General features: G+C 40.5%; 19 protein-coding genes. 16 read left to right on the top strand and 3 right to left on the bottom strand.

The window, feature by feature from the left end:
- The 3 genes from PseudUWO311_RS02085 (at position 1) to PseudUWO311_RS02075 (ending at position 3,666) form a co-directional block, all read left to right on the top strand.
- Positions 1-1,110, top strand: a complete 1,110-nt coding sequence (locus PseudUWO311_RS02085) for a glycosyl transferase (protein ID WP_142653444.1) — start codon at positions 1-3, stop codon at positions 1,108-1,110.
- Between the two features lie 107 nt (positions 1,111-1,217).
- On the top strand, positions 1,218-2,105 hold the full coding sequence (locus tag PseudUWO311_RS02080) for a pentapeptide repeat-containing protein (RefSeq protein ID WP_142653443.1): 888 nt from the start codon (positions 1,218-1,220) through the stop codon (positions 2,103-2,105).
- Positions 2,106-2,841: 736 nt separating this feature from the next.
- Positions 2,842-3,666, top strand: a complete 825-nt coding sequence (locus tag PseudUWO311_RS02075; protein WP_142653442.1) for a septal ring lytic transglycosylase RlpA family protein — start codon at positions 2,842-2,844, stop codon at positions 3,664-3,666.
- A gap of 28 nt (positions 3,667-3,694) precedes the next feature.
- Here PseudUWO311_RS02075 and PseudUWO311_RS02070 read toward each other — a convergent pair whose 3' ends face one another.
- A complete protein-coding gene (locus PseudUWO311_RS02070; protein ID WP_142653441.1) occupies positions 3,695-4,585 on the bottom strand; it encodes a vWA domain-containing protein in 891 nt (296 codons plus the stop codon).
- 297 nt (positions 4,586-4,882) lie between these two features.
- Between PseudUWO311_RS02070 and PseudUWO311_RS02065 the strand changes: the two genes are divergently transcribed.
- The 4 genes from PseudUWO311_RS02065 to PseudUWO311_RS02050 all read left to right on the top strand — a co-directional run bounded on the left by PseudUWO311_RS02065 (position 4,883) and on the right by PseudUWO311_RS02050 (position 9,068).
- Positions 4,883-6,361 carry an adenylate/guanylate cyclase domain-containing protein gene (locus PseudUWO311_RS02065; protein ID WP_142653440.1) on the top strand — a complete coding sequence of 493 codons (1,479 nt, stop codon included), beginning with the start codon at positions 4,883-4,885 and terminating at the stop codon, positions 6,359-6,361.
- Between the two features lie 96 nt (positions 6,362-6,457).
- Positions 6,458-6,841, top strand: a complete 384-nt coding sequence (locus tag PseudUWO311_RS02060) for a response regulator transcription factor (protein WP_142653439.1) — start codon at positions 6,458-6,460, stop codon at positions 6,839-6,841.
- A 2-nt stretch (positions 6,842-6,843) separates the two neighbouring features.
- Positions 6,844-8,118: a vWA domain-containing protein gene (locus PseudUWO311_RS02055; RefSeq protein WP_142653438.1), complete on the top strand. Its 1,275-nt coding sequence runs from the start codon at positions 6,844-6,846 to the stop codon at positions 8,116-8,118.
- A 155-nt stretch (positions 8,119-8,273) separates the two neighbouring features.
- Positions 8,274-9,068, top strand: coding sequence for an FHA domain-containing protein (locus PseudUWO311_RS02050; protein ID WP_142653437.1), 795 nt, complete (start codon positions 8,274-8,276; stop codon positions 9,066-9,068).
- Between the two features lie 27 nt (positions 9,069-9,095).
- On the opposite strand, the gene PseudUWO311_RS02045 is transcribed toward PseudUWO311_RS02050, so the two are convergent.
- Both PseudUWO311_RS02045 and PseudUWO311_RS02040 read right to left on the bottom strand, forming a co-directional pair.
- On the bottom strand, positions 9,096-10,406 hold the full coding sequence (locus tag PseudUWO311_RS02045) for an after-VIT domain-containing protein (protein ID WP_142653436.1): 1,311 nt from the start codon (positions 10,404-10,406) through the stop codon (positions 9,096-9,098).
- Between the two features lie 224 nt (positions 10,407-10,630).
- Positions 10,631-11,245, bottom strand: coding sequence for a DedA family protein (locus tag PseudUWO311_RS02040; RefSeq protein ID WP_142653435.1), 615 nt, complete (start codon positions 11,243-11,245; stop codon positions 10,631-10,633).
- Between the two features lie 210 nt (positions 11,246-11,455).
- On the opposite strand from PseudUWO311_RS02040, the gene PseudUWO311_RS02035 reads away from it, so the two are divergent.
- The 9 genes from PseudUWO311_RS02035 to PseudUWO311_RS01995 all read left to right on the top strand — a co-directional run bounded on the left by PseudUWO311_RS02035 (position 11,456) and on the right by PseudUWO311_RS01995 (position 20,059).
- On the top strand, positions 11,456-11,983 hold the full coding sequence (locus PseudUWO311_RS02035) for a hypothetical protein (RefSeq protein ID WP_142653434.1): 528 nt from the start codon (positions 11,456-11,458) through the stop codon (positions 11,981-11,983).
- Positions 11,984-12,074: 91 nt separating this feature from the next.
- Positions 12,075-13,970, top strand: a complete 1,896-nt coding sequence (locus tag PseudUWO311_RS02030; protein WP_142653433.1) for an aminopeptidase P family N-terminal domain-containing protein — start codon at positions 12,075-12,077, stop codon at positions 13,968-13,970.
- A 188-nt stretch (positions 13,971-14,158) separates the two neighbouring features.
- Positions 14,159-14,854 carry a pseudaminic acid cytidylyltransferase gene (gene pseF, locus PseudUWO311_RS02025; RefSeq protein ID WP_142653432.1) on the top strand — a complete coding sequence of 232 codons (696 nt, stop codon included), beginning with the start codon at positions 14,159-14,161 and terminating at the stop codon, positions 14,852-14,854.
- Between the two features lie 25 nt (positions 14,855-14,879).
- Positions 14,880-15,503, top strand: a complete 624-nt coding sequence (locus PseudUWO311_RS02020; protein WP_142653431.1) for a pseudaminic acid biosynthesis-associated methylase — start codon at positions 14,880-14,882, stop codon at positions 15,501-15,503.
- A 38-nt stretch (positions 15,504-15,541) separates the two neighbouring features.
- Positions 15,542-16,528 carry a Gfo/Idh/MocA family protein gene (locus PseudUWO311_RS02015; protein ID WP_142653430.1) on the top strand — a complete coding sequence of 329 codons (987 nt, stop codon included), beginning with the start codon at positions 15,542-15,544 and terminating at the stop codon, positions 16,526-16,528.
- Positions 16,529-16,540: 12 nt separating this feature from the next.
- The gene (locus PseudUWO311_RS02010) at positions 16,541-17,836 is read left to right on the top strand and encodes a DegT/DnrJ/EryC1/StrS family aminotransferase (RefSeq protein WP_142653429.1); all 1,296 of its coding nucleotides are present in this window, start codon (positions 16,541-16,543) and stop codon (positions 17,834-17,836) included.
- Entirely contained in the window at positions 17,829-18,383 is a 555-nt protein-coding gene (locus PseudUWO311_RS02005; RefSeq protein WP_142653428.1) for a GNAT family N-acetyltransferase, read from the top strand. Before PseudUWO311_RS02010 ends, PseudUWO311_RS02005 begins: the two co-directional genes overlap by 8 nt.
- Positions 18,376-19,281, top strand: coding sequence for a hypothetical protein (locus PseudUWO311_RS02000; RefSeq protein ID WP_142653427.1), 906 nt, complete (start codon positions 18,376-18,378; stop codon positions 19,279-19,281). Before PseudUWO311_RS02005 ends, PseudUWO311_RS02000 begins: the two co-directional genes overlap by 8 nt.
- A 229-nt stretch (positions 19,282-19,510) precedes the next feature.
- Positions 19,511-20,059: a class I SAM-dependent methyltransferase gene (locus PseudUWO311_RS01995; RefSeq protein WP_190303361.1), complete on the top strand. Its 549-nt coding sequence runs from the start codon at positions 19,511-19,513 to the stop codon at positions 20,057-20,059.
- The last annotated feature ends 24 nt before the right edge of the window (positions 20,060-20,083 follow it).

Here is a 20,083-nt window from a genome sequence, read left to right as displayed (position 1 = left end):
ATGCCCACTTTATATACTGCAATTACCAACCATGGTTTTGGTCATGCCACCCGCACTGCGGCCGTCCTTGCCGAACTGCAACAGCGATCGCCTGATATTAAATTAATTATTGCGACGACGGCTCCACGTTGGTTATTGGAGGAGTATATAGAAGGCGATTTTATTTATCATCCGCGTGTGTTTGATGTGGGCGTAATTCAAATTGATAGCTTGCAAGTTGATCGCGAGGCTACTTTTGATGCATGGCAACAAATTCGCGAACAGCAAGCAGATTTGATTGAAGCTGAAGTCAAGTTTCTCCAAGAAAATCAAGTGGATTTGATATTCGGGGATATTCCGCCAATGGTTGCAGAGATTGCCAAAGCCGCCAAAATCCCTTGTTGGATGGCAGGAAATTTTGGCTGGGATTTTATTTATCGTGATTGGGGTGGCAAGTTTATCGAAATGGCGGATCGCCTGTCAGAAACTTACAGTCATTGCGATCGCCTGTTTCGCTTACCTTTTGCCGAACCGATGAGCTGCTTTTCTAACATAGAAGATGTGGGGCTAACTGGCGCAAAGCCTAAGTATTCAGCGGAATATTTACTTAATAAATTTAATTTAGATAGCGATCGCCCGACAGCACTGCTTACTTTTGGTGGGCTGAGCCTGCAATCTATTCCTTATCAAAACCTTGCCAATTTCCCTGACTGGCAATTTGTCACCTTTGATCGAGATGCTCCTGATTTGCCAAATCTGACTAAAGCTAATTGCGATCGACTCCGTCCTGTTGATCTGATGGTAGTGTGCGATCGGCTCGTCACTAAACCTGGGTACGGCACATTAGCTGAAGCTTTGCGAGTTGGTATTCCTTTAGTTTGCCTCACTCGTGAAGGTTTTTTAGAAGCAGAAACTCTAATTTCTGGGGTGAAAAACTACGCTGAGCATTTGATTATTTCGCCTCAAGAGTTTTATGCAGGTGACTGGTCATTTTTAAATGTGCCCCCTCAAGCTCCCGACATGGCAAATGCAGATCAGTTAGATATGCATGGTGAGGCAACGATTAATCAAGCGATCTGTGATTACTTAGGAATAGTTGCTGAGGCTGCACCGCCCACCTCAACAACTTAAAAAATTAATTAAATTTACGCAATGGGTCTTGACTTGGTTGTTTTGATACACTTGGGATCGATTGTCAGCTTAAACTAAAAAACTCTGGTGCTGAGGAATCGAAAAATATGCAAATCGATCACTGCTACAAACTTCTAGGTTTGACATCTAACGCAACTTTAGAAGATGTCAATAAAGCTTATAAAGCGCTAGCTTTGCTATGGCATCCTGATCGCATTCCCAGAGAGAATGTGCAACAGCAATTGCAAGCTCAAGAAAAGCTGAAAGAAATTAACCACGCAAGGGATAGTTTACGCAAGGCTGTAGAACAGAAAGTATCCAATTCACAAGCCAAATCTTCGTATCAAACTACAAACCAAACTAATCGGCAATATCACCAACACCAAACCAAATATCAAAGCAAGTACCAGAGCGCTCATCAAAGCACATATCAAGCACAACAAAAATCTTCAGAACAATCTTCTGAACGTTATCGTCCTCATCAATCACAATATCAATCTCAGACCTACCAATCCTATCAGTCTTACCAATCTTCGCAGTCCCGTCATCAAACCAGCAATCAAGCCAATCCTCAACCCGAGTCGCATAGTAAACCGCAAGAACCTGCTCAAGCTTCACCAAAATCACAAAAGCCTGATTTAACTGGAGCCGATTTTAGGGGTGCGAATCTGCGCGAAAAGTATTTAGAGGGACGTAATCTTAGCTATGCCAATCTCAGTAATGCTGACTTGACCGATGCTTTCTTGCACCGTGTCAATTTTCAAGGAGCAAATCTGCAAGGTGCTAATTTGTTTCGGGCTAATTTATTTCAAGCTAATTTGCAAAATGCAGATTTACGCGGAGCTAATTTAATTGGTGCAGACTTGAGTGGCGCAGATTTAAGCGGCGCAGATTTAAGCGGCGCAAAAGTTGGTTTTGGTGAGAAGGTTATGGTCAAACTAACGAATGTAAATTTCAAAGGAGCAACGATGCCTAATGGCTCAGTTCACTCATAAGAAAAGCCTCGCAAAGTGAGACTTTTCAAAAAAAGAGAGTTGCGGCGCTCTGCGCTGCAACTCTCTTTTGGGCTTTGAATTTGTATTATTGCGTAAAAAATAAAAATAGCGGGCATCGCCAAGTTTTAGTTAGCAATCCACGCTATAGAGGAATTATCCGAGACATTTGAATACACTAGCGATAAAAAATTGAGCAAACATCAGCAAAATAGCTTGACTTAGAGCTGTCGCCCGAGTTATCAAAACAAAAAAATATGAGAGGCGTTGCTATGCAGCGCCTCTCATATTTTTTTGACTAAACAAAAGTAATAAATTAAAAAAGCAACTATTTCCTTGAAATTACTCACATATCCTCAGGTAAAAAAGGGATTTAGCTCACAAAATTAATGTGTATATATTTAAATTAGCGATCGCAAATCTTATCAATAATCGGGTAACTATCCCACTTATACCGATAGTGATCAAAGTTTTTTCTGAATTTTTTTGTCAAATTAGATGCTAATAGTTCTATCTCTTTCTCAAGGATGATTTATGATCCCCACTAATATCGTAGTTTAAAAACGGCTACTACTTTTAAATTAATTTTAAATTTCACATATTAAGTATCTTGAATTTCAACTTTAACTATGTTAACTACTAATTTATTTTTTTATCCCTACTAAATAAGCAACTTTTACAATGCTTATTTTTCAGCTATTGCCTACAAAACATCTTTGTTGCTTAACCTCTAAAAACTATGTCTACATCATCTGCTCTTTGGGCGATTCCTTTGGTCTCGCTTATATCTGGTGCGTCTTCACCGAAAATTGTAACTAATACTTTTAATCAACCAATCAATTATAATTCTCCCATAATTAATCAAGATCAATCTTTTGAAAGTAATTATTTATTAGAATCCAAAAAAGCTAAATATGTGATCGAATTTCGATCAAAATCTACCAACGAATGGACAATCACGGTGAATAATCAACCAACATTTTTGGTTAAAGATTTGCCAAAAGCCTTAATCGCAGCAGCCCAACTTTCGATTACGATGAATGCTACAGACTTCGATCCAAATCTCCTAGAAGCAGTGGCATTAAATGGTGAATATATTGGTAAATACAAAAATGTGATCTTATTTAAAATCCCCAAATCAGAGGATGTTAATCCTTCTTTAAAGTTAACTCAATGGATTAATAACTTACGAGTTAGCGCAGGAGTAGAGCCGCTAACTTTAGTCGAAGCTCAAAAACAAATGTATCGACTAGCTCCGACTGGAGAGCAGATTGATGGTATTGCTTCTTGGTATGGTCCGTATTTTCAAGGTAGACAGACGGCTTCAGGTGAGCAGTTTGAACAGCAAGATTTCACAGCGGCTCATCCTAGCTTGCCCTTTGACACCTATCTTAAAGTTACTAACCAGCAAAATGGGAAGTCAGTGGTTGTAAGAATCAATGATCGCGGGCCCTATGTAGGCAATCGCAATCTCGATTTGTCCCACGCAGCTGCGATCGCCCTCAATAGCGATGAAGTAGGTGTTGTCCCAATCACTGCGACAGTATTGGTAGTGAACAATTAAAAAAAGGCGGCGCGATGCGCCGCCTTTTTTATCGCAAATTCTCGGTACGTGTACCAATATCAAGAAACTGAATTAGCTTTACAGGATCAGCATTAAACATGAAGGCTCTAGCATCAGGTGTAATCTTATAGCCTTCTTTTTCAGCAGCTTTCTGCGCAGCATAAGGCAGAGGGCTAGATAGATCAAACATTAAACGGGCATAGGGGTCACTCAATACTTCCGCCGTATTGGGAAAAGATACTGGCTGCGTATACTCAGCAGATAGATGAATGTTATAGAGCAGAACCGAACCGTCAGAAGTACTCAATTTTTTGAGATTAATCGCTTCTTCTGTCGGGTCACCATCGGTAGACTCGCCATCTGTGATGTTGATAATCGTGGGTGGATAGCTATTGGGATGTTTCTCAATCCAGTCCTCCAGCAAAATTCGAGCTAGTGCAAATACACTACACATGGCTGTCCCGCCACTAGCGATCGGCTTAAACCAAATGGGAAAGTCATTGTAGACTTCAACTAAACCACCCATGCCATCAGGTAGTTTTTGGGCACGTTTTTCTAACTCTGACGGATTTTCATAAATTTTGCCGATCGGTGCGATCGCATTATCACCAGCAAGCCCATTCAGAGCTGATGTAACTTCACTGTTGTAACCAATTACGCCAACATCAAAGTAATCATAAATTTCGTTACCTTTGACGCATCTTTGTCCGAGAGAGTCCAGCAAACGATTTACTGCATCAGCAACAGCTTGCGCTTTCTGAATCGGTTCACTAGTTTTATGTAAGCTTTCATTTGCTCCTTTCGCTGTCCCTTTGCTAGCACTATTGTTAGAAAATGCATCCGCCATCGATCCAGATTGATCGATGAGAAAGAGGAAACAACTAGGTTGTCGGCGACTAATTTCTGCTGAGTAAGGCATATTAAACTTACCCGATTCCTTATTTTATGTTATGTCTCAAGAATTAAATTCAGTCTAGCAAAGGTAAGCTCAATAAAAAACTTCCTGATAGAAATTCAGCTATTTAACTTACGCGATCGGCAATTATCAAATCAAAACCTAAAGAGGAGGTGGCGGCACGAAGTGCCGCCACCTCCTCTTTAGGTTTTTTGCTCAGCATTATGGCGTTTGTTTCTACTCTATTAGTCGTTATCATATTTAGAATGGGTGGTCTTAAGCAGCGCCCACTCTAAATATGCTTAATATAATTTTTAACTTATGCAATCTATTAGTCTCAAAAAGATACTGCTCAAAAGAGAAATATTATCCTTGTTGAGAGGATTAGTTACCCAACTTAGTTCTCCGATTGTAATTCAAGATCAAGAAGGGAAGGTTTTGGTTGCAGACTTAGGAATGGATACAGCAACTATTCCTAATGCTAACACCTCAGAAAGCAGTGAGAACCTAGCCATAAACGAGGACTTAAATAAAGTCCCTGTAATGCTCAGCGATGAAATATTAGGATGGGTAATGGGTAAAGACCAAGTTGAGCAAGTTGCTGATTTTTTGAGCTATTTAGCCAATCGTGAATTTGAGCAGAAAACTCTGGCGGCGGATGCTTTGGATAAATACAGAGAGATTAATCTCCTGTATACGATCGCTAGCAAAATGTCCAACTGTTTGGACGTGAAGGAAATAGGCGCTCTAGTAATTGAAGAAGCTAGTCGGTTAATCACCTCAACTAGTGCATCAGTGATGCTACATAATCATCACACTAATTGTCTAGAAATTGTGTCATCTAAAGGCACTGCTGAGAACGTAAGTTTTCAGGTGTCAGCCAATGTCGGAATTGCTGGTCATGTATATGCTACAGGTAGACCTGAGCTAGTCAATGATGCGACCAGAGATCCGCGCTATGTTGTCAATGACAATGACTGCTATGCGATCATTTGTGCACCAATTCTTACTAAAGATCGAACTATTGGTGTAGTTAATATTAGTAATTCTGAGCCTGTTAGCTATACCTCTCAAGATCTGAAGCTATTTACCGCAATTGTTACGCAAGCTTCTGGCGCGATCGAGAATGCACTTCTTCACGAGAGTAAGTTGCGGGAACAGAGGATCAAAAATAATCTAGAACGATATCTCTCGCCACAGGTAGCTGAAGCGGTAATTAATGAGAAAGAGGAAGTATCTCTAACTACCAGTAAGCGAAGAATTGCCATGTTGTTTTCTGACATCCGTAATTTCACGACTAAGTGCGAAGAACTTGAGCCAGAGAAACTTGTAGCTTATCTCAATGAATATTTTACGCAAATGGTGGATGTGATTTTTAATCATCAGGGAACGGTGAATAAGTTTGTGGGCGATATGATTGTGGCGATGTTTGGGGCTCCATCAGCGATCGTCGATCGCGAATATTGGGCGATTAAAGCGGCGATCAATATGCAAAAGCGGATCAAAAATTTACCAATTGACTGGATTCGAGAGAACTTCATTACAGGAATTGGCATTAGTTCTGGGGATGTGATCGTCGGTAATATCGGCTCGCCTCAACATATGGACTACACTGCGATCGGTGATGAGATGAACATTGCTTCTCGATTGCAGGGATTGGCAAAGGGTGGGCAGATTTTGGTGACGCGCAGTGTCTACGAAGCAACGCAGTCAAATTTTGAGTTTAGAGAGTTTGGAACTTTGCCTGTCAAAGGAAAAAAGAATCTAGTCGAAGTTTTTGAAGTAATCTATGAAGATTAGCAGAAGTGCCGTGAAGCGCCACTTTTCTCGATTATTTTTGAGCGCTTAGCTCTGTAAGTGATACATTAGTTTTGAGATACATCGTAGGCTTGAAAGATGAGCAAAAAATTACTAATTGTTGACGATGAGCCACACATTCGTTTGCTTTTAGAGCAAACTTTAGAAGAATTGGAGGATCACGATGTAGAGCTATTAACAGCAACTAATGGTTTGGAAGCACTAGAGGCAATTCAGCGTGAAAAGCCAAATTTAGTATTCTTAGACGTAATGATGCCAAAGATGAATGGGTATGATGTCTGTCAGAAAGTCAAAGCTGATCCTGACTTAAACGATGTATATATCATTATGCTGACAGCTAAGGGGCAAGAATTTGATCGCAGTCGGGGCAAAGATGTGGGGGCGGATATCTACATGACTAAGCCCTTTGACCCTGATGAAATTTTAGAAAAATCCTGTGAAATCCTCGGAATAGAGACTTAAAAATGAGCGTAAATTTGACCTGTAAGTTAAGCGATCGCAATCTCGATAGTAGCCAAGGCAGTAGCCAACGCCAGTTGGCGATCGCTATTTCCGCTAATGCTGCTTTCGATGGCAATAATGCACCGCTTAACTTATGTCTTGTTTTAGATCACAGTGGCTCTATGGGAGGACAACCACTTGATACGGTCAAACGCGCTGCTCGGGATCTAGTTGATTGCATGTATCCGCAAGATCGCATAAGCGTAATTGGATTTGATCACAAGGCTCATGTGGTGGTCGAAAATCAACCCGTTGATCGGATTGAATCAATTAAAGCCAAAATTCAATCACTTAAGGCATCGGGAGGGACTTGTATTGATGATGGCATCAAGTTGGGCTTACAGGAAAGTAGCAAGGGCAAAGATGGCACAATAAGTCAGATTTTTGTGCTGACTGATGGCGAAAATGAGCATGGAGATAATGAACGTTGTTTCCAATTTTCTCGCCTAGCCACTGAATACAACATGACCTTGCATAGCCTTGGTTTTGGGGATAGCTGGAATCAGGATGTATTGGAACGCATTGCCGACGCTGGGGGTGGTGCGATGGCATATATTCCTACACCTGAAGCGGCAGGAGGAGAATTTCAGAAATTATTAAAACGGGTCCAAGCGATCGGGTTAACCAATGCTCATTTAATTTTACAGCTTTCACCCCATGTGAGGCTAGCAGAATTAAAGCCGATCGCCCAAGTTTCTCCTGACACAATTGAGCTAACCTACCAAACCGAGGGGAACGCGATTATTGTCAGACTTGGAGATCTAATGACGGATGTAGAGAGGGTAGTGCTATTTAATCTTTATATCAGCCCTGCTAGTTATATAGTCGAATCTCCCCATAATTTGGAAATTCCAATTTTGACAGCTCAAGTCCGTTTTGACATCCCTGCTCTAGCAAAAACTAATTCATTGTCATCGTTAGTAGCAGTCACGGCAGAGTTAGTTCAAGACTTTGCGCCAAACGCCGATCCACAAGTGCAGAATTATTTACTAGCTTTAGCCAAATATCGCCAAACCCAACTTGCCGAACAAAAGCTACAACAGGGTGATCGCACTGGGGCGGCGACAATGCTACAATCTGCTGCTAAAACAGCTTTGCAAATGGGCGATCACAATGCCTCAACGATCTTGCAAAATAATGCAACCCGTCTACAAGAAGGCACTACTCTAAGCGAAGCTGATCGCAAAAAAACACGTATCGCATCCAAGACTGTACTGCAAACTCCTGCAAATCCTTAAATTTTAGATAATTAAATTTTAGATAATTAAGTAGATGGACAAAATTAATGGCAAACCCAAATTTGTAATGTTGCACCCCTGCGTGGTGCAACATTACAAATTTGGGTTTGTATTAGGTTCATCGCACATAAAAACTATCCATCTAAGTTGCCCTTATGATTATTTGTCCTAGTTGCGCCCATGCCAACCCTGACGGAGCCGTAAACTGCGAAGCATGTTTTACGCCTTTACCGATTGTCAAAAATATTCAATGTCCTAGTTGTGGTGCAACTGTATTGTCAGATGCTAAGTTTTGCGGGCATTGTGGGTTTAATCTGAGTGCGGCAACTGCTCCCAACCCGCTGCCAGATATTAATGTTGAAAGTGCGATCGCGCCATCAACAGAAGTTTTTCCTATACAATCTATTTCCAGCGCTATGTCAAATTCTTTACCTGATGCCATGACCGAAGATGATTCGGCTTCAAATTTAGTCGCTAATTCTTTCGCCGAGGGACCAACTATTCCCAAGTTTACCGATATCGAAAACTTGCTCGCAGCGGAGGAGCAAAATCCATCTGTAACCACACCTATGAATGAGCAAAGTGTGCCAATGGGTAGTGTAAAGACTCAGTTGCAGCAATTTGCTGCGTCTTTGCTCCATGTGCAGACTAATCTCAATATCGAAATTCCTGCGCATTTACCAGTTGTGCATATTGGTAAATCAAATACGGTAATTCCTCCCGATATTGATGTATCGGGTTTCCCCGATTCAGATATTGTTTCGCGTATCCATGCGGATATTCGTGCTGAGGCTGGCTCTTATTATCTTGAGGATACAGGTAGCTCTAATGGTACTTATGTCAATAATATGCCCTTGCCTGCGGGCAATCGTCATAAGCTCAGAGTCGGCGATCGCATTTCTCTCGGTAAAGGTGACAAAGTTAGTTTTGTATTTCAACTAAATTCATAAAAAAGGGGACGCAGAGCGTCCTCTTTTTTATGGGGATAATTGCAATACAAGACGGATTTTGCCATTGGTAGAATTAGGCGATCGCCATTCAGAAATGCTCTTTTCTACTTCGGAGATCGTATTGGTATCTTTCAATGTAGAACCTTGATTATCAGTAGATATATTACTAATACGATCGCCTGAAATTGCTAACTCAAGAGTGAGTGTTCCTGTTGTAGATGTGTTGATTCGCTGAGTTTGGATGTAACGAACCAAATCTGAAGTTATATCACTTGGCAATTCCGATTGAATCTGTAAGACTTTGATATTAACTTTGATATTAGTTACGGCATTGTTACTATTCACATGAGACTCTGCCGAAGGAATAGATAACGGTTCAGATGGGGCTGTAGAAGAAGGAGCAGATTCACCAGCTATTGTTGTTGGTTGAGCGGAGCTACCAATCTTTGGAGTCTCTAATTGCCTTGGTCTTGTGGCCGGACTCGATGGTTTTATCGCACCTGTAATAGAAGGAACATTATCCGTCGCACGTTGGGAACTGGAATTAATAGAATCAGCAATACCAGATTCTGGCGAGATCGCGACTTTATTTGGTTGATCTAGAGCTTTGCGATCGCTATTTATAGTTTGAGGGGATTGAGATAACCTAGAAGCAGCAGGAGCCTTTGCTACATTGCTTTTTTCTTCAGAAAGAGAAGGCTTAGGACTAAGCGAGATCGGATTTGTCGATTTTGGTGAAGCATCCACTTTTGCACGCCCCTCTACATTGTTGTCAAAACTAACGGGAGGTATTGATGCTTTCTCAGGATCGGAAGCTGAGGGCGTAGAAGCAATTTGATAGCTGGGTTGCTCACCAAAGGGTGGCGAGATTAAACGGATTGTGCCAATACTAATGCCAACAATCGCGATCGCACCTGCCACAATTTTGAGCCAGTTGGGATTGAGACGGCGCACTTCTAGTACTATGTTTGGCAAGATCACAAACTCATTGGTACAGAGTTCTAGACTTTCGTACAGGTCAAATAATTGCAAGGTCGAGAGTTGCAACTTTGGCAGTTGGGGAACAGCGATCGCATGATCGAGAGAGCCAAAGTCATCTTGTGTCAACCAGCGATCGCAATAGGCGGTAACAACTTCAATTAAGTTGACGATTTGCTGCTGATTACCTTTGATAATTTTTTTACCTTGAGCTAATTGCAGACGAAAGCTTAAATTTTGAGCAACAGTTTGTGATTGCCAATCCGATAAAGGGGATCGCTCTGTCCAGATCTCCAGTAGACAGGTCGGCAATTCGTAGCGGCGGCTCAAAGTATTTGATTCCGAATGTGAGTAACTCATAGGGCTTGTATTCGGCTAGCTTGGCTCTTGCCTTGACCGATGTACTGAACTGATCTAGATACTTTGATTATATAGGTGATCTCAATTTCTTTACAGAACTTTGAGCCCAAATCTAAACCCAAAAAAATTTAAAAGTGTTGCAAAGCAACACTTTTAAATTTTTTTGGGTTTGTTTGATTGTAAATTGCTTGGGTACGCTTTACCCGACTAACCAAGATTGATTTTTATTTACGAGATCGCTTCCATAGGCGATAGCCAATAAATGAAGCGATCACTAGCAAAACGCCGAAAACTACGACCTTGGTTATGACATCAATATAGTCTTCGACTAACTTGTAGTTCTTACCCAAAAAATACCCCGCATAGGTTAATAAAGTCACCCAGACAATCGTTCCAATCGTGGAATAGATAAAGAATGGGACTATAGGCATTTTGCTAATACCTGCGGGAATAGAAATCAAAGTGCGAATGCCAGGAACTAGCCGACCGAATAAGACAGCTTTTGAACCATGCTTTTGAAACCAATTTGTCGATTTCTCAATATCTTCGCTAGAAATGCCAATCCATTTACCATAGCGACTTGCTAACAATTGCAATCTCTGTTGTCCGAGCAATAGTCCTGCATAGTACCAAGGGATCGCACCCAAGATCGTACCAATTACTCCCGCCGCGATCGCAGGAATAACCTGAATTTGTGTATTCGGAAAAGTTGCTGTATATCCCGCCAAAGGCATAATCAACTCTGAAGGAATTGGTGGAAACAGATTTTCTAAAAACATCAGTAGCCCGATCCCCAGATAGCCTAGGGAGTTCATGGTATTAGTAATCCATTCCTGCATTTGTATTCGCCCAGTTATAAAGTTGCTTATTTACTAATCTGCCCCTTAAACCCTACCAAAAATCGTAGCGAATATAGCGATTAAGATCGTCAATGAAGGTTATGTTAGTAATATACGTCGCTAATTGTATTTGTAAGCGTATCTGTTAAGCGCAAGTGATTACGATGCAATTACGTAAAGTTCATTCAAGGTAATTGTGGCTAATCGTCCATGAAAAAGTCTTTTATTTATCGCACTTTACAAGTTGCCTCGGCAGTCACAGTTTTTTCAATGATTTCGATGTGGGCTTCCTCAAATCACATAGACATTATTTCTGATGCTTTGACGCAGATAGATTCGCTGTTGGTGATTCTCGTGATTGCTATGGGGCTGCCCTATTTTTGTTTCAAAGTTTTGGGTAAGCTTTACACACCACCCAAATCACGAAATCCTGATAAACCTTATCAGCCTAGTGCTTCGTCCCTTAATCAAGATGAATTCAATGGGACTGTTAAAGAAGAAATTGAAGTCATGCAGTATCGAGGGAGTCGCTATAAACCAGAAGACTTGGCGATTCAAAACGATCAAAAAAATGTTGACGATGCTCTGCCTGTGATTAAATATCGAGGAGCAAATGTTGCAAGTATTGCAGACGAATCCTCACAAGATTTCCGAGATTCTCTCTCAGCCGCCAGAGAATCTCAAAAGTCAGCCAAGCCCAAAGAACGGATCAAATACCGTGGCTCTTATGTAGATTAAAAATAAAGGCGGCGCTTCGCGCCGCCTTTATTTTGTGATGATGTACTTAGGTTAGAATTTTCATAGCCCAAATTATATTCTCCAAAACTTCATGGTTTTATTGCAGACTTTACCCGCAGAAACCCCATTTATTGAATTACAAGGAACTGCTCAGAAATTTGCCGCTCTGCGATCGCAACTCGCCAAACATAAGTTAGATGCCTATTTTGTCCCTTCAGCTGATGAGCATCTCAACGAATATTTGCCCGAAGCCAAACAACGTCGTCAATGGATTAGTGGCTTTACTGGCTCTGCAGGTGATTTTTTAATCAGCACTGATAAGGCTTGGGTATTTGTGGACTCACGCTATTACGAGCAAGCGGATATGCAAGTAGATGCGAATCTCCAAAAGGTCTGCAAAGTTGGTCTAGAAGCACATCAAACCGTAGAAGAAGTGCTTGAGGAACTTGGTCAAAGAGCAACAAAACAATTGCAAACCTTAAGATTAGGTCTTGACCCCTTTACGATTACTGTCGCTCAATATCGGCGTTTCTCAGAAAGCTTGGGCAATGCTGGAGTAGAGATAGTTCCGATTGTCGAAAACTTAGTAGATGCTGTGCGATCGCAAAGTCCTTGGATAGAAAGCGAACCTATTCCACCTTTTGGTGATCAACCCGTAATTACACTTCCTGACTCAGTTACTGGAGAGAGTTTAGCCAAAAAATTAGAGCGCGTCCGTGAAGTAATGGACAAAAAGAAAGCCGCAATTTTACCTGTGACTAAGCTCGATCAGATTGCATGGCTTTACAATTTGCGCGGTCGCGATGTTGAGTGCAATCCTGTATTTATTAGCTATGCGATCGTCACTACAACTGATGCATATCTCTTTACAAATACATCGCGCATTGATGAACCAGTGCGTCAGGCTTTGGCTGTACAGGTGCAAATTCTCGATTACGAGCAATACATTCCCACTTTGCGATCGCTAGTTGCTGAACAGAAGAATGTACTGGTTGCGATCGCTCAAACCACCTATGGCACATATCTACAACTTAAAGATGTCAAAGCGAAAATAGTTGGTGCTGAACACCCAATCGAGACTTTCAAAGCACACAAAAATGCTGTAGAAATCGCCCAAATGCAACAAGCTAACCTCAAGGCTAGCCTCGCCAAAACTCTTACTCTCAAATGGATAGAAGAACAGATTGGTGTTGGCAATACCATCAGTGAACGTGATGTTGCTAATAAAATTGAAGGTTTATATAAACAGCAAGAGGGTTTCTACGATCTCAGCTTCCCCACGATTGCAGGCACAGGTGCGAATGGCTCGATTGTCCACTACAGTAATCCTAATCCTGATTGCAAACTTCTTCATGGCGAATTGCTGCTGTTAGATTCTGGTTCACAATTTTACGGCGGGACTACCGATGATACTCGTGCCATTAGCATTGGTAAGCCTACAGATGAGCAATGCGATCGCTATACGGAAGTTCTAAAATCGCATATTAATTGCGCAATGCAAAAATTCCCCAAAGGCACGACAGGTAGCCAAATCGATGGTATTGCCCGTTCTTCAATGTGGCAAAGTTGCCTAGATTTTGGACATGGTACTGGTCACGGCGTAGGTGTATTTCTCAATGTCCATGAGGGCCCAAATGGTATTAGTAAGCGCGTTAATCAATCTCTCGATCTGGGTACAATCAATAGCATCGAACCAGGCTACTATGAACCTCAGTGGGGTGGTATTCGCTTGGAAAATCTCTATTTTGTAAAAGAATTCGAGCAGGAATCAGACAGTCCTCAGAAGTCAAATCCCAATAAAACTCCTTGGTACGAGTTTGAATCCTTGACCTATATTCCCTTTGACAAGAAACTGATCGATCGCAGCAAGCTCAACCCTCAACAAATCTCATGGCTAGAAAGTTACTATGCATCTGTTGTACAGAAATTATCGCCTTTGCTCACAGAGGAGGAAACGATTTGGTTAAACCAAGCTTGTAGCTTTTGACTCGACTGGCGATCTCGTTGGTGTTGTCTATGTTCAGCATGGTTGTAAACAGTTATGGATTTTCATCCCTTAACTAGTAGGAGTTTTAGTCTAAATTTTTTGCTTATTAACTCTTGATCGTTCTGAATACATGCAACACCTGAGAATAATAGTGCTGAGCTTTTATGGACATATTCAGGGGAAATTTTATGAAAATTGCTGTGATTCCTGCACGAGGAGGAAGCAAACGTATTCCGAGAAAAAATATTAAGATATTTTTTGGAAAGCCTATGATTGCGTGGTCAATTGAGAAGGCGATCGCTTCTGAACTATTTGATAAAATTATCGTTTCTACTGATGACGATGAAATTACTGAAATCGCCACACAATATGGTGCAGAAGTTCCGTTCATACGCCCCGCAGAGCTTGCCAATGATTACACAGGTACAACCGAGGTGATTGCCCATGCCACCCAATGGTTTATCGATCAAGGTTGGCAAATTTCTGCTGTTTGTTGTATTTATGCAACAGCTCCTTTTATCCAAGTAGAAGCTCTTAGACAAGCTTGGCAAACATTAGAGTCTGGTAACTGGGCATACGCTTTTTCGGCAACAGATTTTGCTGCACCGATCTTTCGGGCATTCAGCGAACATCCTGATGGCGGTATCGAGATGTTCTTCCCAGAGCATTTTTCAACTCGTTCTCAAGATTTACCTAGAGCTTTGCATGATGCAGGACAATTTTATTGGGGACAACCATCGGCTTGGCTAGAGAACAAACGCGTTTTTGATCGTCATTCTGTACCCGTACTGATACCAAGATGGTCTGTACAGGATATTGATAATGAAGAAGATTGGATACGGGCTGAGATGATTGCGCCTATGATCATAAATAGGAAATCCTAAAATAATTAGTAGGGACAGTAAGCTTATGCCATTCAATAGTGGACAAGAAGAGTTTTGGGCAATGACATATGCTGAAGACTACATCAAAAAAAATCATGAGTTTGATCACAATCTAGGAGCTAAAGTATGGGCAAAGATACTTGCGAACATTCACGGGGAGATAAACACGTTTTTAGAATGTGGTTGCAATATTGGTCGAAATATTGAACAAATCAAGCAGATTTTACCTAATGCGCAACCTTCAATTATTGAAATTAGTGAACCTGCATTTAACTTTGTGATCTCCCGACATGAAATTAACCATGCTTTTAATGGCGCAATTTTAGATTCATCGTTTGACTCTAACTCTTTTGATTTAGTCTTTACGATGGGGGTTCTAATTCATATTAACCCAGATCAACTACTTACACATATGGAAAAAATGTTTTGGTATTCATCCAAATATATTTTGATGGGTGAATATTTTAATCGAACACCGATTTCAATTGAATATCAGGGAGAGAAAGATAAATTGTTTAAACGTGATTTTGGAAAACTATTTATTGAAAATTTTAGTGTGAGCTTAGTTGACTATGGATTTCTATGGGGACATATCTATGATTCTGCTGGGTTTGATGACATAACATGGTGGTTGTTTGAAAAGAACTAAGACTTTACTGAGTCATCAATTTTTAGGTTGAACTGTAAATGAATTTAATTCCTCTAAATGTTCTGATTGTTGGGTGTGGCAATATTGCGGGTAGATTTGACATGAATCGTCCCAGTGCGGATTTACCTTTTACTCATGCTGGAGCCTATACTCAGGATCAGCGCTATCAGATTACAGCCTGTGTAGAACCAAATGATTTAGTTCGTGAAGAGTTCATGGGATTTTGGTCTATTCCTGTAGGGTTTCGGGCAATTGATGAAGTATTGAATTGCAGTCATGAGTTTGATGTAATCAGTATTTGTTCTCCTACCACCTGCCATGCTCATGATCTTGATATATCCATAAGTCTGAAACCCAAGTTGATTTTTTGCGAAAAGCCCGTTACAACATCTGCTTTGGAAACAGAAAGACTTGTTCTAGAATGTCAAAAAACTTATATTCAGATGGCTATAAACTATACCCGTCGTTGGGATCAAGACGTTTCTCAATTACAAACTGATATCAAGAATGGACGTTTTGGGCAGCTAAGGTCAGTGATTGGTGTTTATAACAAGGGACTGTTAAACAATGGTTCTCACCTATTAGATCTACTGAATTTTTTGCTGGGTACAATACATATTGTCAAAGTCGGCAAGCCAATTCAAGATTTTTTTGAGCATGATCCAACTGTACCAATGTGGTTAGAAACTAAAGATGGATGTCCAGTTCATATTGTGGCTGCAAATGCTCAAGATTATGCGATCTTTGAGCTGCAATTTATATTCTCAACAGGGGTATTAGTGATGGAAGATGGTGGGATGTTTTGGCGTAGTCGTCAGGTTACCGATAGTGACACTTTTAAAGGTTATCAAGTACTTGCTGATAGTGTTAGATGTCAAGGCAATTATCCCCATGCCATGTCGCAAGCCGTTGATAATATTTATCGGGCGATCGCACAAGGAGATAGCCTAGCTAGCACAGGTGAATCAGCCCTACTTACCCAATATCTGTGTGAACAAATTAAGCAAGCCATTCCCATTCAGTAGAACCATAAAACTATGACATCAGCCAACACCGAAAAACTTGCCTTGCTTGGGGGAACTAAAACGATCTCAACTGCCTTTAAACGCTATAACCCGATTGGCGTAGAAGAAGTAGAAGCTGCTAAACAAGTGATTGAAAGCGGCGTTTTATCTCAGTTTTTGGGAACTTGGCACGAAGACTTTTATGGTGGCGTTAAGGTTCAGGAATTTGAACGAGCCTGTGAGTCTTATTTTGGGGTCAGAAATGCGATTACAGTTAATTCATGGACTTCAGGTTTAATCGCGGCGGTTGGTGCGATCGCTATTGAGCCGGGGGATGAGGTGATTGTTAGTCCTTGGACAATGTGTGCTAGTGCGACAGCAATTCTGCATTGGAACGCCATACCTGTGTTTGCAGATATTGAGCCAGAGACTTTTAATTTAGATCCAAAATCCGTGGAAGCCAATATCACTCCTTACACCAAAGCGATTATGGTAGTGGATATTTTCGGGCATTCGGCAAATATGGATGTTCTAATGGCGATCGCAGCCAAATATGGACTTAAAGTTATTTCCGACACTGCCCAATCTCCTGCTGCTATGTACAAAGGTAAGTATGCAGGCACTTTAGCTCATATTGGTGGTTATAGCCTCAACTATCACAAGCATATTCACACAGGCGAAGGTGGCATCTTAGTTACGGATGACGATGAACTTGCCGAACGAATGCGACTTATTCGTAACCATGCTGAGGCTGTTGTCGAAGATAAGGGTGTTACCGATCTTACTAATATGATTGGTTACAACTTCCGTTTAGGTGAGATTGAATGTGCGATCGGAATTGAGCAATTAAAGAAATTACAAGGACTAGTTGCTTCTCGTCAACGCCTTGCTAATCGACTAAGTGCAGGATTAAGAAACCTATCTGGACTAAGGATTCCTGTAATCCAACCAGACTGCACCCACGTCTATTATGTGTATCCCCTCATTTTGGACGTAAATTTACTTGGAGTGAGCCGAGACAAAATTTGGGCTGCGCTTCAAGCAGAAGGTGTACCAGTTGGGAACCACTACCAGAACTTGCATCTATTGCCGATGTATCAAAAAAAGATTGCTTATGGCTCCAAGGGCTTTCCTTGGACTTCAGAAATTTGTCACCGAGAGGTAAACTACAGTCGGGGCATTTGCCCTGTCGCTGAAGAACTAAATGATATGTCCTATCTTAGTATTGGTATGTGTGTTTATGACCTGACAGATAAAGATATAGACTTGATTATCAAAGCATTTAGCAAAGTGTGGGATTCAATGGAGGCTTTACGCTCCCATGTCTAATCCATTGTTTAATCAATCAAGTAGCCGTATTTATTTTCCTTTGTCAGGAAAACTAGTGATACTACAGCAGTTTGTCGATGACAATCTTACCTCTGAATATATTAACTGGCTGAATGATCCTGATGTTGTCAGGTATAGTAATCAGAGATTTCGCCAGCACAATCAAGAAACCTGTAGGGCTTATTTAAAATCATTTGAGAATTCCGATAATATTTTTGTAGCAATTTATCAAGATGCAAAATTTATTGGAACGATGACCGCATATATCTCCAAAGTTCATCAAACCGCCGATATGGGGATTATGATTGGCGATCGCCAATATTGGGGTAAAGGTATTGGTCAAGATGCATGGATAACTTTAATGGAGAGTCTTTTCGATCAAATCCAACTTAGAAAAGTAACAGGAGGAACCTTGAGATGCAACACAGCTATGGTTAATATTATGCTTAGTTCTGGTATGAAACCAGATGGAATCAGAGCCGATCATGAACTAGTTGACAGTAATCCAGTAGATATCTTACATTTCGCCAAATTTTCCAATGCTTGAATCGTTAGAGTTTCCCCTTGCGATCGCTGCCCATGATGCTGGAGCCGCGAACCATATTATTGCTTGGTTAAAAAATTTACCTAATGATCAGGTTGAGCAAATTCATGCCTGTGTTGCTGGCCCCGCGCGTTCTCTCTGGTTAAAGGCATTTCCTGACTCAAAACCCAGCCCCAATTTAGATTCATTATCAGATGCTAAATTATTAATCAGTGGTACAGGTTGGCAATCTAGTCTAGAATTTGACGCTAGAAAATTAGCCCAGAATTCAGGAATAAAGTCCGTTGCAGTTATCGATCATTGGACAAACTACCGCGATCGCTTCATTCGTAACAATGAAGAAATACTACCAGACGAAATATGGGTAACCGATGAATACGCTAAGAAACTTGCAGAAAATTACTTTCCAAACATACAAGTTAGGCAGTTACCAAATCTATATCTGGATAGCATCGTTGCAGAAGTACGTTTGCAAGAGATCTCTGTTACAAAATCTGAGACAACAAGATTACTTTATGTCCTTGAACCAATACGTCACTCTTGGGGTAATAGTGGACAGTTAGGAGAATTTCAAGCATTAGACTTTTTTATCCAAAACATGGATTTTTTACAACTTGAAAGCCATCTATCAATTAAACTTCGTCCCCATCCTTCCGATCCAATTGGTAAATATAATCAATGGATAGATTTGCAAAAAAATTTAGATATATCTTTAGATACTTCTCTAACTTTAGCTGAGTCTATTGCATGGTCAGATATAGTAGTTGGTTGTCAAACCTATGCTATGGTTGTATCACTAGCGGCTGGTAAGAGAGTTGTCTGCTCAATTCCTCCTTGGGGAGATGCCTGCATCCTACCCCAACCTAAAATCATCAAACTAGTAGATATTTTAAACCACTAACCCTCTTAATAGTATGCTTTTAAAATTTTTGCGATTGAAGCAGCGATTAATATCTTTTTATTCTCAAACACTAGTAATCCCTTCTATTAGAAAGTTTGTTGGAAGAATACGTTTATTCTACTTCTATGAAATAAAGAAGAGATGGCAGATAGTTTCGTCAGAAGATGCATTTAATAATACCAATAAGCATAATCTTAAGTCACTAAAGAACTTTGATATGTACAGTAGAATGGATTTAATCATTAAGCCCATTTCAGTGCTCGAATTTCTTGATCATAATTCAAAAATTCTTGTTATTGGACCTAGAAATGAAGGGGATTTGCTAAGTCTGGTAGGACATGGATTCCCAAATAAAAATATTCGTGGACTAGATCTCATGAGTTATTCTCCACTAATTGATGTAGGTGATATGCATCAAACACAATATGCAGATAATGAGTTTGATGTAATTATTAGTGGATATACTTTAGGTTATAGTAAAGATCCAAAGAAGTGGGTTCAAGAATCTATTAGGATCGCTAAAAGTGGAGCTGTATTTGGGGTTGCTGTTGAATATTCAAATATGACAAGTGAAGATATAAAAAAACTTTGTGGATATGAAATAGTTGAGAATGGACATCAAGAATGTAATTCGGTAAAAGAGATTATTGATTTGTTCGATGGTTATGTTGATCATGTTTATTTTTCCCATGATGCTCCAAGTAAAAGATCACATACATCTGAAGGACTTGTTGACAAACCATCTCGTATTTGCGTTATATTTACAGTTAAGAAATAGATTGCATTTTGCATTTATCTCTAC

Source organism: Pseudanabaena sp. UWO311 (assembly GCF_006937785.1).
GTDB lineage: Bacteria > Cyanobacteriota > Cyanobacteriia > Pseudanabaenales > Pseudanabaenaceae > Pseudanabaena.
Note: the sequence above shows the minus strand (reverse complement) of the source record. Positions and strands in the feature narration are given on the sequence as shown.

Coding starts and splice junctions, on each gene's coding strand:
- PseudUWO311_RS02020 (WP_142653431.1), top strand. CDS start 14,880: ATGCCATTCAATAGTGGACAAGAAGAGTTTTGGGCAATGACATATGCT.
- PseudUWO311_RS02005 (WP_142653428.1), top strand. CDS start 17,829: ATGTCTAATCCATTGTTTAATCAATCAAGTAGCCGTATTTATTTTCCT.
- PseudUWO311_RS02035 (WP_142653434.1), top strand. CDS start 11,456: ATGAAAAAGTCTTTTATTTATCGCACTTTACAAGTTGCCTCGGCAGTC.
- PseudUWO311_RS02060 (WP_142653439.1), top strand. CDS start 6,458: ATGAGCAAAAAATTACTAATTGTTGACGATGAGCCACACATTCGTTTG.
- PseudUWO311_RS02010 (WP_142653429.1), top strand. CDS start 16,541: ATGACATCAGCCAACACCGAAAAACTTGCCTTGCTTGGGGGAACTAAA.
- PseudUWO311_RS02080 (WP_142653443.1), top strand. CDS start 1,218: ATGCAAATCGATCACTGCTACAAACTTCTAGGTTTGACATCTAACGCA.
- PseudUWO311_RS02015 (WP_142653430.1), top strand. CDS start 15,542: ATGAATTTAATTCCTCTAAATGTTCTGATTGTTGGGTGTGGCAATATT.
- PseudUWO311_RS02045 (WP_142653436.1), bottom strand. CDS start 10,406: ATGAGTTACTCACATTCGGAATCAAATACTTTGAGCCGCCGCTACGAA.
- PseudUWO311_RS02070 (WP_142653441.1), bottom strand. CDS start 4,585: ATGCCTTACTCAGCAGAAATTAGTCGCCGACAACCTAGTTGTTTCCTC.
- PseudUWO311_RS02030 (WP_142653433.1), top strand. CDS start 12,075: ATGGTTTTATTGCAGACTTTACCCGCAGAAACCCCATTTATTGAATTA.
- PseudUWO311_RS02065 (WP_142653440.1), top strand. CDS start 4,883: ATGCAATCTATTAGTCTCAAAAAGATACTGCTCAAAAGAGAAATATTA.
- PseudUWO311_RS02085 (WP_142653444.1), top strand. CDS start 1: ATGCCCACTTTATATACTGCAATTACCAACCATGGTTTTGGTCATGCC.
- pseF (WP_142653432.1), top strand. CDS start 14,159: ATGAAAATTGCTGTGATTCCTGCACGAGGAGGAAGCAAACGTATTCCG.
- PseudUWO311_RS02040 (WP_142653435.1), bottom strand. CDS start 11,245: ATGCAGGAATGGATTACTAATACCATGAACTCCCTAGGCTATCTGGGG.
- PseudUWO311_RS02000 (WP_142653427.1), top strand. CDS start 18,376: ATGCTTGAATCGTTAGAGTTTCCCCTTGCGATCGCTGCCCATGATGCT.
- PseudUWO311_RS02075 (WP_142653442.1), top strand. CDS start 2,842: ATGTCTACATCATCTGCTCTTTGGGCGATTCCTTTGGTCTCGCTTATA.
- PseudUWO311_RS02050 (WP_142653437.1), top strand. CDS start 8,274: ATGATTATTTGTCCTAGTTGCGCCCATGCCAACCCTGACGGAGCCGTA.
- PseudUWO311_RS02055 (WP_142653438.1), top strand. CDS start 6,844: ATGAGCGTAAATTTGACCTGTAAGTTAAGCGATCGCAATCTCGATAGT.
- PseudUWO311_RS01995 (WP_190303361.1), top strand. CDS start 19,511: ATGGATTTAATCATTAAGCCCATTTCAGTGCTCGAATTTCTTGATCAT.